General features: G+C 56.8%; 13 protein-coding genes and 5 tRNA genes. 8 read left to right on the forward strand and 10 right to left on the reverse strand.

Annotated elements, in window-relative coordinates; translation table 11 throughout:
* Window positions 1-238: 238 nt before the first annotated feature.
* The 8 genes from proV to leuA all read left to right on the forward strand — a co-directional run bounded on the left by proV (window position 239) and on the right by leuA (window position 10,453).
* Window positions 239-1,450: a glycine betaine/L-proline ABC transporter ATP-binding protein ProV gene (proV, locus tag EnteroDNA1_RS09155; RefSeq protein WP_032660399.1), complete on the forward strand. Its 1,212-nt coding sequence runs from the start codon at window positions 239-241 to the stop codon at window positions 1,448-1,450.
* On the forward strand, window positions 1,434-2,504 hold the full coding sequence (gene proW, locus EnteroDNA1_RS09160) for a glycine betaine/L-proline ABC transporter permease ProW (protein WP_033146359.1): 1,071 nt from the start codon (window positions 1,434-1,436) through the stop codon (window positions 2,502-2,504). Before proV ends, proW begins: the two co-directional genes overlap by 17 nt.
* Window positions 2,505-2,513: 9 nt before the next feature.
* Window positions 2,514-3,509, forward strand: coding sequence for a glycine betaine/L-proline ABC transporter substrate-binding protein ProX (gene proX, locus EnteroDNA1_RS09165; RefSeq protein ID WP_045404718.1), 996 nt, complete (start codon window positions 2,514-2,516; stop codon window positions 3,507-3,509).
* 214 nt (window positions 3,510-3,723) lie between these two features.
* Complete coding sequence (locus tag EnteroDNA1_RS09170) at window positions 3,724-4,908, forward strand: MFS transporter (protein WP_039263411.1); 1,185 nt, start codon at window positions 3,724-3,726, stop codon at window positions 4,906-4,908.
* A gap of 313 nt (window positions 4,909-5,221) precedes the next feature.
* Window positions 5,222-5,752, forward strand: coding sequence for a transcriptional repressor MprA (mprA, locus tag EnteroDNA1_RS09175; protein WP_023333174.1), 531 nt, complete (start codon window positions 5,222-5,224; stop codon window positions 5,750-5,752).
* Between the two features lie 126 nt (window positions 5,753-5,878).
* Window positions 5,879-7,051 (forward strand): multidrug efflux MFS transporter periplasmic adaptor subunit EmrA, encoded by a 1,173-nt coding sequence (gene emrA, locus EnteroDNA1_RS09180; protein ID WP_045909303.1) that lies wholly within the window; start codon window positions 5,879-5,881, stop codon window positions 7,049-7,051.
* Window positions 7,052-7,067: 16 nt separating this feature from the next.
* The gene (emrB, locus tag EnteroDNA1_RS09185; RefSeq protein ID WP_032660391.1) at window positions 7,068-8,615 is read left to right on the forward strand and encodes a multidrug efflux MFS transporter permease subunit EmrB; all 1,548 of its coding nucleotides are present in this window, start codon (window positions 7,068-7,070) and stop codon (window positions 8,613-8,615) included.
* Between the two features lie 182 nt (window positions 8,616-8,797).
* Window positions 8,798-10,453: a 2-isopropylmalate synthase gene (leuA, locus tag EnteroDNA1_RS09190; RefSeq protein WP_033146362.1), complete on the forward strand. Its 1,656-nt coding sequence runs from the start codon at window positions 8,798-8,800 to the stop codon at window positions 10,451-10,453.
* On the opposite strand, the gene EnteroDNA1_RS09195 is transcribed toward leuA, so the two are convergent.
* The 10 genes from EnteroDNA1_RS09195 to EnteroDNA1_RS09240 all read right to left on the reverse strand — a co-directional run bounded on the left by EnteroDNA1_RS09195 (window position 10,440) and on the right by EnteroDNA1_RS09240 (window position 15,191).
* Complete coding sequence (locus tag EnteroDNA1_RS09195; RefSeq protein WP_069303219.1) at window positions 10,440-11,204, reverse strand: AraC family transcriptional regulator; 765 nt, start codon at window positions 11,202-11,204, stop codon at window positions 10,440-10,442. The genes leuA and EnteroDNA1_RS09195 overlap by 14 nt on opposite strands.
* A gap of 54 nt (window positions 11,205-11,258) precedes the next feature.
* Window positions 11,259-11,774, reverse strand: coding sequence for an S-ribosylhomocysteine lyase (luxS, locus tag EnteroDNA1_RS09200; RefSeq protein ID WP_014884972.1), 516 nt, complete (start codon window positions 11,772-11,774; stop codon window positions 11,259-11,261).
* Between the two features lie 153 nt (window positions 11,775-11,927).
* Window positions 11,928-13,472 (reverse strand): glutamate--cysteine ligase, encoded by a 1,545-nt coding sequence (gene gshA / locus EnteroDNA1_RS09205; protein WP_069303220.1) that lies wholly within the window; start codon window positions 13,470-13,472, stop codon window positions 11,928-11,930.
* 83 nt (window positions 13,473-13,555) lie between these two features.
* Window positions 13,556-13,984 carry a YqaA family protein gene (locus tag EnteroDNA1_RS09210; protein WP_008499541.1) on the reverse strand — a complete coding sequence of 143 codons (429 nt, stop codon included), beginning with the start codon at window positions 13,982-13,984 and terminating at the stop codon, window positions 13,556-13,558.
* Window positions 13,981-14,547, reverse strand: a complete 567-nt coding sequence (yqaB, locus tag EnteroDNA1_RS09215; RefSeq protein WP_032648006.1) for a fructose-1-phosphate/6-phosphogluconate phosphatase — start codon at window positions 14,545-14,547, stop codon at window positions 13,981-13,983. Before yqaB ends, EnteroDNA1_RS09210 begins: the two co-directional genes overlap by 4 nt.
* 117 nt (window positions 14,548-14,664) lie before the next feature.
* A tRNA-Arg gene (locus tag EnteroDNA1_RS09220) sits at window positions 14,665-14,741 on the reverse strand.
* A gap of 29 nt (window positions 14,742-14,770) precedes the next feature.
* Window positions 14,771-14,847: transfer RNA gene (locus EnteroDNA1_RS09225), tRNA-Arg, on the reverse strand.
* Window positions 14,848-14,876: 29 nt separating this feature from the next.
* Window positions 14,877-14,953: transfer RNA gene (locus tag EnteroDNA1_RS09230), tRNA-Arg, on the reverse strand.
* Between the two features lie 64 nt (window positions 14,954-15,017).
* Window positions 15,018-15,094, reverse strand: a tRNA-Arg gene (locus EnteroDNA1_RS09235).
* Window positions 15,095-15,098: 4 nt separating this feature from the next.
* Window positions 15,099-15,191, reverse strand: a tRNA-Ser gene (locus tag EnteroDNA1_RS09240).
* Between the last annotated feature and the right edge of the window lie 300 nt (window positions 15,192-15,491).

The following is a 15,491-nucleotide window of genomic DNA, read 5'->3' on the forward strand; positions in this document are numbered from 1 at the left end:
CCTGAATCATTCCGGTTCAGGCGAAATTTCCCGACGCAGCAGCAAAAAATTGAGAAAAATTCAAACCGCCCTCAGCCCTTTATTCATGGGAAATTCAGCCGTTTCGCTTACTTCAAAATTCCGCCCTTAGCCCGACTCAGGGTTGTCTCAGATTCTCAGTATGTTAGGGTTATGCCCGTTAACAATTTACCATGGTAATCATATCGGCATAAACAAATAACAGGACACTCTCTATTGCATGGCAATTAAATTAGAAGTGAAAAATCTTTATAAAGTATTTGGCGAGCACCCGCAGCGCGCATTCAAATATATTGAGAAAGGCCTTACTAAAGAGCAAATTCTGGAAAAAACCGGGCTATCGCTTGGCGTTAAAGACGCCAGTCTGGCCATTGAAGAAGGCGAGATTTTTGTCATCATGGGATTATCCGGTTCGGGTAAATCCACTATGGTTCGCCTTCTCAATCGCCTGATTGAACCCACCCGCGGGCAGGTGCTGATTGACGGCGTGGATATCGCCAGAATATCAGACGCAGAGCTTCGCGAGGTGCGCAGAAAGAAGATCGCAATGGTGTTCCAGTCATTCGCGCTGATGCCGCACATGACGGTGCTGGATAATACCGCTTTCGGCATGGAATTAGCCGGCACGCCGGCTCAGGAACGTCAGGAAAAAGCCCTTGACGCGCTGCGTCAGGTCGGGCTGGAAAATTATGCGCATGCGTACCCGGATGAACTTTCCGGCGGTATGCGTCAACGCGTGGGATTAGCCCGTGCATTAGCCATTAATCCAGACATATTATTAATGGATGAAGCCTTCTCCGCCCTCGATCCGTTAATTCGCACCGAGATGCAGGATGAGCTGGTAAAATTACAGGCTAAACATCAGCGAACGATTGTCTTTATTTCCCACGATCTGGATGAAGCCATGCGTATTGGCGACCGCATTGCCATTATGCAAAACGGTGAAGTGGTGCAGGTCGGCACGCCGGATGAAATTCTCAATAATCCGGCGAACGATTATGTCCGCACCTTCTTCCGCGGCGTGGATATTAGCCAGGTCTTTAGCGCCAAAGATATTGCCCGCCGAACACCAAACGGCATTATCCGTAAAACGCCAGGCTTCGGCCCGCGCTCGGCGCTGAAGCTGCTGCAGGATGAAGACCGTGAATACGGCTATCTGGTTGAACGCGGCAATAAATTTGTTGGCATTGTCTCCATCGACTCCCTGAAAACGGCTCTCACTGAGAACCAGGGAATCGATGCGGCGTTAATTGACGCTCCGCTTGCCGTGGACGCCGAAACGCCGCTCAGCGAGTTGCTCTCTCACGTGGGCCAGGCGCCGTGCGCCGTGCCGGTCGTGGGTGAGGAACAACAGTACGTCGGCATCATCTCAAAAAGGATGCTGCTGCAGGCTTTAGATCGCGAGGGGGCAAACAATGACCGATCAATCTAACCCGTGGGGCGCCACTGAGGCAGCGGACAGCGCTGCGCAATCCGCCGACGCGTGGGGTTCCACGCCAGCGCCGACAGATGGCAGCGGCGCGGCAGACTGGCTCAACAGCGCACCCGCGCCTGCGCCAGAACACTTCAACATCATGGATCCGTTCCATAAAACGCTGATCCCGCTGGACAGCTGGGTCACGGAAGGGATCGACTGGGTGGTCACCCACTTCCGTCCGGTCTTTCAGGGGATCCGCGTCCCGGTGGATTACATCCTGAACGGCTTCCAGCAGCTGATGCTGGGCATGCCGGCGCCGGTGGCGATTATCCTGTTCTCCCTGATCGCCTGGCAGTTCGGTAGCGCGGGCATGGGGGTCGCCACGCTGATCTCTCTGATCGCTATCGGCGCGATTGGCGCATGGTCGCAGGCGATGATCACCCTGGCGCTGGTGCTGACCGCTCTGCTCTTTTGCATTGTCATCGGCCTGCCGATGGGGATCTGGCTGGCGCGCAGCCCGCGAGCGGCGAAGATAATTCGCCCGCTGCTGGATGCGATGCAGACCACCCCGGCGTTCGTCTATCTGGTGCCTATCGTGATGCTGTTCGGCATCGGCAACGTGCCGGGGGTGGTAGTGACCATTATCTTCGCCCTGCCGCCGATTATTCGTCTGACCATTCTGGGGATTAACCAGGTGCCTGCGGACCTGATCGAAGCGTCACGCTCGTTCGGCGCCAGTCCGCGCCAGATGCTGTTTAAGGTTCAGCTTCCGCTGGCGATGCCGACCATCATGGCGGGCGTTAACCAGACGCTGATGCTGGCCCTGTCGATGGTGGTCATTGCCTCGATGATCGCCGTTGGCGGTCTGGGTCAGATGGTGCTGCGCGGCATTGGCCGTCTCGATATGGGGCTGGCCACCGTCGGCGGCGTCGGCATTGTGATCCTCGCCATTATCCTTGACCGCCTGACTCAGGCCGTCGGTCGTGATTCACGCAGTCGCGGCAACCGTCGCTGGTATACCACCGGCCCTGTCGGGTTACTCACCCGCCCTTTCACGAAATCAAAATAAGGAACAACGATGCGACATAACGTACTTTTTGCCACAGCGTTTGCCACCCTTGTCTCCACCAGCGCGTTTGCGGCTGACCTGCCTGGCAAAGGCATTACCGTACAGCCGGTGCAGAGCACCATTTCGGAAGAGAGCTTCCAGACCCTGATCGTCAGCCGCGCGCTGGAGAAGCTGGGCTACACGGTTAACACGCCGAGCGAAGTAGATTACAACGTGGGCTACACCTCGATTGCCTCCGGTGACGCCACCTTTACCGCCGTCAACTGGCAGCCGCTGCACGACGACATGTATGCCGCCGCCGGCGGTGACAAGAAGTTCTATCGCGAGGGGACCTTCGTGACGGGTGCGGCGCAGGGGTATCTGATTGACAAGAAAACTGCGGACCAGTACCACATCACCAATATTGAACAGCTGAAAGATCCGAAGATCGCCAAACTGTTCGACACCAACGGTGACGGCAAGGCCGACATGATGGGCTGCTCGCCGGGGTGGGGCTGTGAAGCGGTAATTAACCACCAGAACAAAGCTTTCGATCTGGCGAAAACGGTCGACGTAAGCCACGGCAACTACTCCGCGATGATGGCCGACACCATTGCCCGCTTCAAAGAGGGGAAACCGGTGATCTACTACACCTGGACGCCGTACTGGGTAAGCGACGTGCTGAAGCCGGGCAAAGACGTGGTGTGGCTGCAGGTGCCGTTCTCCTCCCTGCCGGGCGAGCAGAAGGATATCGACACAAAACTGCCGAACGGCATGAACTACGGCTTCCCGGTGAACACCATGCATATCGTGGCCAACAAAGCCTGGGCGGAGAAAAACCCGGCGGCGGCGAAGCTGTTCTCGGTAATGAAGCTGCCGCTGGCGGACATCAATGCCCAGAACGCAATGATGCATGCGGGCAAATCGTCTGAAGCGGATGTGAAAGGCCACGTTGACGGCTGGATCAAAGCCCACCAGCAGCAGTTTGACGGCTGGGTGAAAGAGGCGCTTGAAGCGCAGAAGTAAAAACAAAACCCTACCCCTCACCCTAACCCTCTCCCAGAGGGAGAGGGGACGATGACCTCCCTCTCCCCTTGGGAGAGGGCCGGGGTGAGGGGATCAAACCGCACAATCCACCTAAACCGCACAATACATCACCCAACAATCCCCCCACTTTCACAATCATTAGCTATTATGGTTTCCGGAAAAATAATCACTCAACTAACGATTCCTGAAACTAATGACAAAAACAGCTCAAGGGCTTAGCCCCGCACTCATCCTTTTAATGTCCGTGGCAACGGGTCTGGCGGTCGCCAGCAACTATTACGCACAACCCCTTCTCGACACCATCGCCCGCGCGTTCAATCTCTCCGCCAGCTCCGCAGGCTTTATCGTTACCGCAGCACAGCTGGGCTATGCCGCCGGGCTGCTGTTCCTGGTGCCGCTCGGCGATATGTTTGAACGCCGAATGCTGATCGTCTCCATGACCCTGCTGGCCGCCGGTGGGATGCTGATCACCGCCAGCAGCCAGTCGCTGACGATGATGATCGTCGGAACCGCGCTTACCGGGCTGTTCTCCGTGGTGGCGCAAATCCTGGTCCCGCTCGCCGCGACCCTCGCCTCTCCGGAAAAACGCGGCAAGGTGGTGGGCACCATCATGAGCGGCCTGCTGCTGGGGATTTTGCTGGCGCGTACCGTTGCCGGGCTGCTGGCAAGCCTCGGCGGCTGGCGCACCGTATACTGGGTGGCGAGCGTGCTGATGGTCGTCATGGCGCTGGCGCTGTGGCGCGGGCTGCCAAAAGTGAAGCAGGAAAACCACCTGAACTATCCTCAGCTGCTGGCCTCCGTTTTCAGCCTGTTTACGCAGGACAAGCTTCTGCGTACCCGCGCCCTGCTGGGCTGTTTCACCTTCGCTAACTTCAGCATTCTCTGGACGTCAATGGCGTTTCTGCTGGCCGCGCCGCCGTTCAATTATTCCGAAGGGGTGATTGGCCTGTTCGGCCTGGCCGGTGCCGCAGGCGCGCTGGGGGCACGCCCCGCTGGCGGGCTGGCCGACAAGGGCAAATCCCACCTGACCACCTCCGCAGGGCTGGTTTTACTTCTGCTCTCCTGGGCGGCGATCTGGTACGGACACATCTCGGTGCTGGCGCTGATCGTCGGTATCCTGGTGCTCGATCTCACCGTTCAGGGCGTTCACATCACCAATCAGACCGTCATCTATCGCGTGAAGCCAGAGGCGCGTAACCGCCTGACGGCCGGATACATGACCAGCTACTTCATCGGCGGCGCAGCGGGTTCGCTTATTTCAGCGTCGGCGTGGCAGCATGCGGGCTGGTCGGGGGTATGCGCGATCGGGGCCATCGTCGCCACTCTCAACCTGCTAGTATGGTGGCGCGGTTATCACCGCCAGGATGCAATTAACTAACATTTACATTGAGTTGGCCTCTTAGGGTGTTAAGAGGCCCTTCACTCTGTTAATGTAAACGTAATCATTTATCCCAGAAATTTTAATGTGGGTGACATATTTACAATCGGCATGAATAGTTCAGACCCCCGTCCTCACATCCTCTCTTCAGCGGGTTCACACCCAACGCTTTCTGTGCTCACCGGGTCACGGACTTACCCGGCGCTTTCTGATGGTGACATAAGTTTGGCGGATATAACCGCACAAATAATTCATTTACATTATTTGTCACTATCGTTACTATATCGGCTGTAATTAATGAGGTTATGCCCAAATGGATAGTTCGTTTACGCCCATTGAACAAATGCTTAAATTCCGCGCCAGTCGCCATGAGGACTTCCCGTATCAGGAAATCCTGCTGACTCGCCTGTGCATGCACATGCAGGGTAAGCTACTGGAAAACCGTAATAAAATGCTGAAAGCTCAAGGGATTAACGAGACGTTGTTTATGGCGTTGATTACGCTGGAGTCTCAGGAAAATCACAGCATTCAGCCTTCCGAACTGAGCTGCGCGCTGGGCTCCTCCCGTACCAATGCGACCCGTATTGCCGATGAACTCGAAAAGCGCGGCTGGATTGAGCGCCGTGAAAGCGACAACGATCGCCGCTGCCTGCATCTGCAACTGACCGATAAAGGTCACCAGTTCCTGCGCGAGGTGCTGCCACCTCAGCACAATTGCCTGCACAAACTCTGGTCTGTCCTCAGCACCGCCGAGCGCGACCAGCTTGAGCACATCACTCGCAAGCTGCTCACCCGTCTGGACCAGATGGATGAAGACGGCGCCGTTCTTGAGGCGCTGCGCTAACGCGACGACACGCTCACCATTCCAGATTCATAAGAAAACCGATAGGCCAGCACGTCACAGTGCTGGCCTTTCTGACAACAGGTCGGCTCAGCCGATGTGAAAATAAGAAGATCGTGGAGAACAACAATGAGCGCAAATGCGGAGAGCACTACCCCGCAGCAACCGGCCAACAAGAAAGGCAAACGTAAGAGCGCCCTTCTTCTGTTGACCTTGCTCTTTATCATTATTGCCGTGGCATATGGGATCTATTGGTTTTTAGTACTGCGTCATGCTGAAGAGACTGACGACGCGTACGTGGCAGGGAACCAGGTACAAATTATGGCGCAGGTGTCGGGCAGCGTGACGAAAGTCTGGGCTGACAATACCGACTTTGTGCAAAAAGGCGATGTGTTGGTGACCCTCGATCCAACCGACGCCCAGCAGGCGTTTGAAAAAGCACAGACCGCGCTGGCCTCCAGCGTCCGTCAGACCCGCCAGCTGATGATCAACAGCAAACAGCTGCAGGCCAACATCGACGTGCAGAAAACGGCGCTGGCGCAGGCGCAGAGCGACCTGAACCGCCGCGTACCGCTCGGCACCGCCAACCTGATTGGCCGTGAAGAGTTGCAGCACGCCCGCGATGCCGTTGCCAGCGCTCAGGCACAGCTGGATGTGGCGATTCAACAGTACAACGCCAACCAGGCGATGGTGCTGGGCACCAGTCTGGAAAACCAGCCTGCCGTACAGCAGGCGGCGACCGAAGTGCGCAACGCGTGGCTTGCCCTGCAGCGTACCAAAATCGTCAGCCCGATGACCGGCTATGTCTCCCGTCGTTCCGTCCAGCCAGGGGCGCAGATTAGCCCAACCACGCCGCTGATGGCGGTCGTGCCGGCAGACAATCTGTGGGTAGACGCCAACTTTAAAGAGACGCAGCTTGCCCATATGCGTATCGGCCAGACCGCGACGGTTGTCAGCGACATCTATGGCGATGACGTGAAGTACACCGGTAAAGTGGTTGGTCTGGACATGGGGACCGGCAGCGCCTTCTCCCTGTTGCCTGCGCAAAACGCCACCGGTAACTGGATCAAAGTGGTTCAGCGTCTGCCCGTGCGTATTGAGCTGGATGCCAAACAGCTGGCGGATCACCCGCTGCGTATCGGCCTCTCTACGCTGGTAACGGTCGACACCGCCAACCGCGACGGTCAGATCCTGGCAAGCCAGGTGCGCAGCAGCCCGGCTTATGAAAGTAACGCCCGTGAAATTAGCCTCGATCCGGTCAACAAGCTGATCGATGACATCGTGAAGGCAAACGCCGGTTAATCCGAAGGTGAGCGTTATGCAACAGCAAAAGCCGCAAAAACCGCTGGAAGGCGCGCAGCTGGTCATCATGACCATCGCGCTGTCGCTGGCGACATTCATGCAGGTGCTGGACTCCACCATCGCAAACGTGGCGATCCCGACCATCGCCGGTAACCTTGGCTCGTCGCTGAGCCAGGGGACCTGGGTCATTACCTCGTTTGGGGTGGCAAACGCCATCTCCATTCCGATTACCGGCTGGCTGGCAAAGCGCGTCGGTGAAGTGAAGTTGTTCCTCTGGTCAACGGTATTGTTCGTTCTTGCCTCCTGGGCGTGCGGCATGTCCAGCAGCCTGACGATGCTGATTTTCTTCCGCGTCATTCAGGGGATTGTCGCCGGGCCGCTGATCCCGCTGTCGCAGAGCTTACTGCTGAACAACTACCCGCCAGCCAAACGCTCGATTGCGCTGGCGCTGTGGTCAATGACCGTGATTGTCGCGCCGATTTGCGGGCCTATCTTAGGCGGCTATATCAGCGACAACTATCACTGGGGCTGGATCTTCTTCATCAACGTACCGATTGGCGCCCTCGTGGTAATGCTGACGCTCCAGTCGCTGCGCGGCAGAGAAACCCGGACGGAACAGCGGCGTATCGACGCCATTGGTCTGGCACTGCTGGTTGTCGGCATCGGTAGCCTGCAGGTCATGCTCGACCAGGGCAAAGAGCTGGACTGGTTCAATTCCAGGGAGATCATCATCCTGACGATTGTCGCGGTGGTGTCGCTGAGCTTCCTGATTGTCTGGGAGCTGACGGACGATAACCCGATAGTCGACCTGTCGCTGTTTAAGTCGCGAAACTTCACCATAGGCTGTCTGTGTATCAGCCTCGCCTACATGCTCTACTTCGGCGCGATTGTACTGCTGCCGCAGCTGTTGCAGGAGGTATACGGCTACACCGCAACCTGGGCAGGTTTAGCCTCGGCGCCGGTTGGATTGATTCCGGTTCTGCTGTCGCCGATTATTGGCCGCTTCGCCCACAAGCTCGACATGCGCCGGCTGGTGACGTTCAGCTTTATCATGTACGCCGTGTGCTTCTACTGGCGCGCGTATACGTTCGAACCGGGAATGGACTTTGGCGCGTCCGCGTGGCCGCAGTTTATTCAGGGCTTTGCCGTGGCGTGCTTCTTTATGCCACTGACCACCATCACGCTTTCCGGTTTACCGCCTGAGCGCATGGCGGCCGCATCGAGCCTGTCGAACTTTACGCGAACGCTGGCGGGCTCGATAGGTACGTCGATCACCACCACCCTGTGGACGAACCGTGAATCGATGCACCATGCGCAGCTGACCGAAGCGGTGAACCCGTTCAACCCGAACTCTCAGCAGATGTACAACCAGCTGCAGGGAATGGGTATGACGGAACAGCAGGCGTCCGGCTGGATTGCCCAGCAGATCACCAATCAGGGTCTGATTATCTCCGCCAACGAGATTTTCTGGATATCGGCGGGGATCTTTATCGTCCTGCTGGGGCTGGTATGGTTTGCTAAACCACCGTTTGGCGCCGGTAGCGGCGGCGGTGGCGCGCACTAGTCCTGTGACAGTTGCCCGGTGGCGCTTCGCTTACCGGGCCTACGAACGTAGGCCGGATAAGGCGTAGCCGCCATCCGGCAAAAAACCGCACCGTGTCCAGAACGCGACAGCGATTGACAGTTTCGATAAAGCAGCGCTCCTGAAATCCATTCACGATAGTGAAAAGACAACAGGAGCGCATCATGCTGAACACACCCGCCGACAAGTACCAACCCTATCCAACCCTTTTTCTGCCCGACCGCCGCTGGCCGGAGCAACGCATTACCCGCGCGCCGCGCTGGCTCTCCACCGACCTGCGCGACGGCAACCAGGCCCTTGCCGAGCCGATGGACAGCACCCGCAAGCTGCAGTTCTGGGACCTGCTGCTGGGCTGCGGATTCAAAGAAATTGAGGTGGCTTTCCCATCCGCCTCGCAGACCGACTTCAACTTCGTTCGCCAGCTGATTGAAGAGAACCGCATCCCGGATGACGTCACGATTCAGGTATTAACCCAGGCGCGGGAAGATCTCATCCATCGCACTTTCGAATCCCTGCGCGGTGCGAAACAGGCCACCGTCCATCTGTATAACGCCACCGCCCCGCTGTTCCGCCGCCTGGTGTTCGGCATGGAAAAAGCGCAAATCGTTGAGCTGGCGACGCGATCCACGCGGCTAATTCGTCAGCTGTGTGAAGAGAACCCGGACACCCGCTGGCAGTATGAGTATTCCCCGGAGACCTTCTGCTTTACCGAGCCGGAGTTTGCGCTGGAGATTTGTGAAGCCGTGGCGGAGATCTGGCAGCCGTGCGACGAACGGCCCATGGTGATCAACTTACCGGCCACCGTCGAAGTGAGCACGCCGAACGTCTATGCCGACCAGATCGAGTATTTCTGTCGCCACTTCAGCCGCCGCCGGGATGTCTGCATCAGCGTACATCCGCATAACGACCGCGGTACCGGCGTCGCCAGCGCCGAGCTGGCCGTGATGGCGGGGGCAGACCGCGTGGAGGGCTGTCTGTTTGGTAACGGGGAACGCACGGGCAACGTCTGCCTGGTGACGCTGGCGATGAACCTCTACAGCCAGGGCGTCAGCCCGAATCTCGACTTTAGCGATATGAACCGGGTCGTGGAAGTGGTGGAAGCCTGCAACCAGCTGCCGGTGCATCCGCGCCACCCGTGGGCAGGCCGGCTGGCCTATACCGCCTTCTCCGGCTCGCACCAGGATGCGATCAAAAAAGGCTTTGATGCCCGCAGGCCTGGCGATCGCTGGGAGATGCCGTATCTGCCCGTCGATCCGCAGGATATCGGCTGCACCTACGAAGCGGTGATCCGCGTCAACAGCCAGTCAGGGAAAAGCGGCAGCGCGTGGCTCATCGAACAGAATCATGGTCTGAAATTACCTCGCGCCCTGCAGCAGGATTTCAGCCAGCACGTGCAGCAGGAAACCGATCGCCACGGAAAAGAGATGACGCAGAATGCGCTGTGGCAGCTGTTCCGCACCCGCTACGGGCTGGTAGCCACGCCGCAGTTTGCGCTGCAATCCTACCGCAGCGACAGCCAGCAGGACGGCCAGCTGCGTTTGACGGCAAGCATCGCTACGCAGGGGGGAACGCGTCAGCTGGAAGGTCAGGGTAACGGTCTGCTCTCCGCCGCCGCTCAAGGCTTAAGCCGCTGGATCAGCGCCCCGTTCGTGATTAAGGATTATCACGAGCATACGTTAGGCGAACGCAGCGACAGCCGCTCGGTGGCCTACATCCGCTGCCTGTTCCAGGACGGGAGCAGCCGCTGGGGCGTGGGCATCGACAGCGACGTGGCGCGCGCGTCGCTTCAGGCGCTTTTAAACGCCGTCAGTCGTTCTTAAAGTAATCGCTGGGTGAGACGCCCATTACCCGGCGGAACATCGCCGTAAAGGCGCTGTGGCTGCCGTAACCCAGATCCAGCGCCACGCGTAGTACCGGCTGGCCCTGCGCCAGCCGCACTAAGGCTTCCAGCAGGCGCGCCCTTCTCAACCACTCGCCGTAGCTTAATCCCGTCTGCTGCTGAAAATGGCGGTTCAGGGTGCGTTCGCTCACGTTCATCATGCTCGCGGCCTGCGCGCTGCTCCAGCTCTCCCCCGCGTTTTGCCGGATTTGCAGACACAGGTGACGTAACGCCTCGCTTTCCGGCTCCGGCAGATGAAACGGCAGCACAGGCATGGTGCGGATTTCATAGAGAATGAGTTCATAGACGCGTTCATCCCGGCTGCCGGGCGAGTACGATTCAGGTAAAGCAAGAGAGACGAGGATCAGCTCGCGCAACAGCGGCGCGATCTGCACGATCTGACAGGTGGCCGGGAGATCGGCCCGCGCCAGCGGATCGATAAACAGCGTTCGCGCCGCCACGTTGCCGGTGATGCGAAGCGAGTGGCGGGTCCCCGCTGGTAGCCAGACGCCGCGACCGGGAGGAACAACCCAACAGCCCGAAGCCGTATCGACCCGTACCACGCCGCTCAGGGTGTGCAACAGCTGCGCGCAGCTGTGCTCATGCCACGGCTCGCTGTCACCATGAACGTAATCATGGGCAAACGGAACGAGGGGACGATGGGTAAAGGAGAACGTTGCGGTTGTGGTCATGGGGTTAAACCACCCTCCCCCTACCCTCTCCCGGAGGGAGAGGGAAAAGGTGCACTAGATGTGCAGTTCCTGCAGTTTTTCTTTTGGCAGGGCCAGCTCTTCGTTGCTGTTCACGCGAACATCACGCTCGATGATGTGACGCGCGATGTCCTGCGCTTCTTCCAGAGAGTGCATCTGGTAAGTACCGCACTGGTAAACGTTCAGCTCAGGGATCTGGTTCTGCTCTTTCACCTTCAGCACGTCTTCCATCGCCGCTTTCCACGCATCAGCGACGCGTTTCTCTTCCGGCTGGCCAATCAGGCTCATGTAGAAACCGGTACGGCAGCCCATCGGAGAGATGTCGATGATCTCAACGCCGTTGCCGTTCAGATGGTCACGCATGAAACCGGCGAACAGGTGTTCCAGGGTATGAATGCCTTTCTCTGGCATCACTTCTTTATTTGGCACGCAGAAACGCAGATCGAAGACGGTGATCGTGTCGCCGTGCGGGGTGTGCATGGTCTTCGCCACGCGTACTGCAGGTGCTTCCATACGGGTATGGTCGACAGTAAAGCTATCTAATAACGGCATACGTCACCTCCGATAGTGATTTTTTTTAAAATAAACTGAACTCTTCTACAGAATGCACGTCTGAGTATATGAAAGACGCGCATTTGTTATCATCATCCCTGAATTCAGAGATGTATATTTTGGCCACAGCGATGTGGCCTTTTTCTTTTCTGCTTAAGCCTGCTTCGCCAGAAACGCCTCAAACGACTCGGTATCCGCCGCTTCAACCTCTTTCTGACGCACCACGGACGCATCGCGTTCCGCGACAAAATCCGCTTCGCTCAGCACTTCTAACGGCTCCTGCATCAGCATCTCGCGGTACTCCGCTGAGAGTGAACGCCCCGTGCCGCCAATGCCCCGATCGATCATAGAACGCAGAATACGCGCTGAGAACGTCAGTTCCGGATTATCAAAACATTCCACCAGCTGGTCGCAGATCTGTTGATACGCGTCGCCGCCGTCGATGCTGTCCATTGTCCGTGCAACACGCTTCAGGTCGCGGAACAGATCTTTGCCGACTTTGGTCAGCGGGAACTGTGCCGTTTCGCAGCCAATACCCAGCGTCAGGCCCGGCTTACGCCCTTCCAGAATCACGCGATTCCAGTTTGTACGGGTACAAAGCAGTTCGTCTGAACTCATTTCCGGCGCATCCGCCAGCACGCACCAGACCATAAACAGATCCAGGAAGCGAATCTGCTGCTCATCAACGCCAATCGGTGAGAACGGGTTGATATCCAGCGAACGCACTTCAATGTATTCGATCCCACCGCGCTGCAGCGCATCCGACGGGGTTTCACCGCTGCGCGTTACGCGCTTAGGACGAATAGGCGCATACAGCTCGTTTTCAATCTGCAGCACATTGCTGTTGATTTGCAGGCGCTTGCCGTCTTTTTCGAGGCCGATTTTCTCGTACTCTTCCGACGGGGTTTTGATCGCCCGCTTCAATCCTGCCACATATTCGTGCAATTCGTTAAACGTAATACCGAGATTGCTTTGCGATTTATTGGTATAACCGAGATCGCTCAGGCGCAGAGAGGTGGCGTACGGGAGATAGTACATTCCGCACTCGGTCTTCTCGAACGGCAGCGTGGTCGGTTTCCCCTGCAAGAACGAAGAACAGATCGCCGGGGAGGCACCAAACAGATACGGGATCACCCAGCCGAAACGGTAATAGTTGCGGATCAGGCGGAAGTAGCCTTCAGAGATCGCGTCTTTATCCGTTTCACCGCATTTCGCCTGCCAGAACGCCATTGGCAGCGAGAAGTTGTAATGCACGCCCGAGATCGTCTGCATCAACGCGCCGTAGCGGTTTTTCAGCCCTTCGCGATAGAGCGTTTTCAGCCGGCCGATATTTGACGTGCCGTACTGCGCCAGCTCAATCTCCTGGCCCTGCTCGATATAGCACGGCATGCTGAGGGGCCACATACGTTCGTCGCCCATGTTGCGCGCGGTGTAGCGATGGATATCGCGCATGATCGTCAGCATATGATCAATATCACCCTCTACTGGCGTGATGAACTCCAGCAGTGCCTCAGCGAAATCGGTTGTGATCCATTTATGTGTCAGCGCCGAGCCTAACGCCTTCGGGTGACCCGTCGTCGCTAAGCTACCGTCCGCGTTAACGCGCAGCGTTTCACGCTCAAGACCACGCTGAATACCCTTCAATGCCTGAGGGTGGTTTTCCAGCCAGGCCAGCGCCTGAGATACGTCCGGGATCAAATTGACCTCCCGCCTGTCAAAGTAATGTTACTCAGCATAATTGTAATGGTTGACGATTGAAGGTCGCGTATTCATTCCACCAATTAGTGCCACCACGTCATACCCTGTAGTGTTGCCCACGCCACGAGAACATAGCGCAACGCCTTGCCAAGGCACAAAAAAAAGAGCACCGGTCCCCAGGAGATGCGCATCCATCCCGCCAGCAGACACAGTAAATCGCCTATTACAGGCATCCAGCTTAATAACAGCGTGGCAGCGCCATAGCGTTTTAGCCAGCCGACTGCCTTTTCCTGCCAGCGCGATTTTTCGCGCAGCGGAAAGAAACGCCCAAGAATAACGTTAGTCAGCCCTCCAAGGCTATTACCCATTGTTGCTATTAATACAAGCAGCCAGGGCTGACTCACGCCGGACAACAGCATCGCCACCAGCACCACTTCCGAATTTCCCGGTAACAGCGTGGCGCTTAAAAAACTGCTGGCGAATAATGAGGCAAGTGACAGCGCGTCACTCACAGTAAGCGCACATCCACCGCATCCATTCCGGCATCACGCGCGGCCTGAATGCCGAAATCGGCGTCTTCAAACACGACACATTTTGCCGCCGGGACGCCCATTAATTCTGCGCAAAGCAGGAAGGTGTCCGGTGCGGGCTTGTGATGTTTAACATGATCGGCGGCGACCACGGCAGAAAAATAGTGGCGCAGGCCAAGATGGTTGAGCAAAGCTTCTGCAATCGCGCTTTCGCTCCCGGTTCCTACCGACATCGGGCGGCGCCCGTGCCACTCTTTTACCACATCAATCAGCGGCAGAGGGCGTACGGTATCTAAAAGCATGGCTTTTACCGCATCGGTTTTTTCGCGCGCGAGCAGATGCGGGTCGAGATCGGCCTGATTCAGTTCAATCACGGCCTGCGCAATACGCCAGGTGGGGGATCCGTTGAGGGCAATCATCGCCTGAAGATCGAAACGCATTCCGTAGCGGCCCAGGACGTCAGTCCAGGCTTGACGATGCGTGGGTTCGGTATCCAGGAGAGTGCCGTCCATATCGAAGATCAAACCGTCATACTGTGCGTACATCGTGCTCTCGCTAAACGATTAACAAAGCATTACTTTATCGTAAATGGTGATTTTTGTCGCTGACTGAGAGTGTGATTACTGACGGAACGTCGAAGGAATAAACAAAGAAGGAAAAGATGGTGCATCCGGGAGGATTCGAACCTCCGACCGCTCGGTTCGTAGCCGAGTACTCTATCCAGCTGAGCTACGGATGCATCAGGATAATGCTTTTAGAAACAGTAAATGGTGCATCCGGGAGGATTCGAACCTCCGACCGCTCGGTTCGTAGCCGAGTACTCTATCCAGCTGAGCTACGGATGCATCAGGGTACTGCTTTCAGAAATAGTAAATGGTGCATCCGGGAGGATTCGAACCTCCGACCGCTCGGTTCGTAGCCGAGTACTCTATCCAGCTGAGCTACGGATGCATCGGGATTTACTATTGTACTGCTCGATATTCATATCACTTCTAAAGCAATATGAAGTAATAGATGGTGCATCCGGGAGGATTCGAACCTCCGACCGCTCGGTTCGTAGCCGAGTACTCTATCCAGCTGAGCTACGGATGCAAAATGGCGGTGAGGCGGGGATTCGAACCCCGGATGCAGCTTTTGACCGCATACTCCCTTAGCAGGGGAGCGCCTTCAGCCTCTCGGCCACCTCACCACACAACGCCTCTTTCGAGTGCTTCGAGTTACTCGTTAAGAGCTTCTCGTCGCTGCGTGGCGCATATATTACTTTCTGGGACTTATAAGTCAAACAATTTTCCAAAAGCTTTTATCGTTTGCACAAATCACACGCAATTCGCATGTAAAAGCCGCAAAGAGGGTGTTTTATAAGCGGATTTTGCAGGCATCTTCACAGAAAACCTTTGCAGAAATAGCGGCGTAAGGGCGAGTTCAGGGTAACGGAGTGGTTAAAAAGAGAGCGTTTGAAATTAAACGGTAACGTTGAGCAGGAAAAATG

Origin of the sequence: Enterobacter sp. HK169 (assembly GCF_001719105.1) — a bacterium.
GTDB classification, from domain to species: Bacteria; Pseudomonadota; Gammaproteobacteria; order Enterobacterales; family Enterobacteriaceae; genus Enterobacter; species Enterobacter asburiae_B.

Coding starts and splice junctions, on each gene's coding strand:
- proV (WP_032660399.1), top strand. CDS start 239: ATGGCAATTAAATTAGAAGTGAAAAATCTTTATAAAGTATTTGGCGAG.
- proW (WP_033146359.1), top strand. CDS start 1,434: ATGACCGATCAATCTAACCCGTGGGGCGCCACTGAGGCAGCGGACAGC.
- proX (WP_045404718.1), top strand. CDS start 2,514: ATGCGACATAACGTACTTTTTGCCACAGCGTTTGCCACCCTTGTCTCC.
- EnteroDNA1_RS09170 (WP_039263411.1), top strand. CDS start 3,724: ATGACAAAAACAGCTCAAGGGCTTAGCCCCGCACTCATCCTTTTAATG.
- mprA (WP_023333174.1), top strand. CDS start 5,222: ATGGATAGTTCGTTTACGCCCATTGAACAAATGCTTAAATTCCGCGCC.
- emrA (WP_045909303.1), top strand. CDS start 5,879: ATGAGCGCAAATGCGGAGAGCACTACCCCGCAGCAACCGGCCAACAAG.
- emrB (WP_032660391.1), top strand. CDS start 7,068: ATGCAACAGCAAAAGCCGCAAAAACCGCTGGAAGGCGCGCAGCTGGTC.
- leuA (WP_033146362.1), top strand. CDS start 8,798: ATGCTGAACACACCCGCCGACAAGTACCAACCCTATCCAACCCTTTTT.
- EnteroDNA1_RS09195 (WP_069303219.1), bottom strand. CDS start 11,204: ATGACCACAACCGCAACGTTCTCCTTTACCCATCGTCCCCTCGTTCCG.
- luxS (WP_014884972.1), bottom strand. CDS start 11,774: ATGCCGTTATTAGATAGCTTTACTGTCGACCATACCCGTATGGAAGCA.
- yqaB (WP_032648006.1), bottom strand. CDS start 14,547: ATGTACGCACAGTATGACGGTTTGATCTTCGATATGGACGGCACTCTC.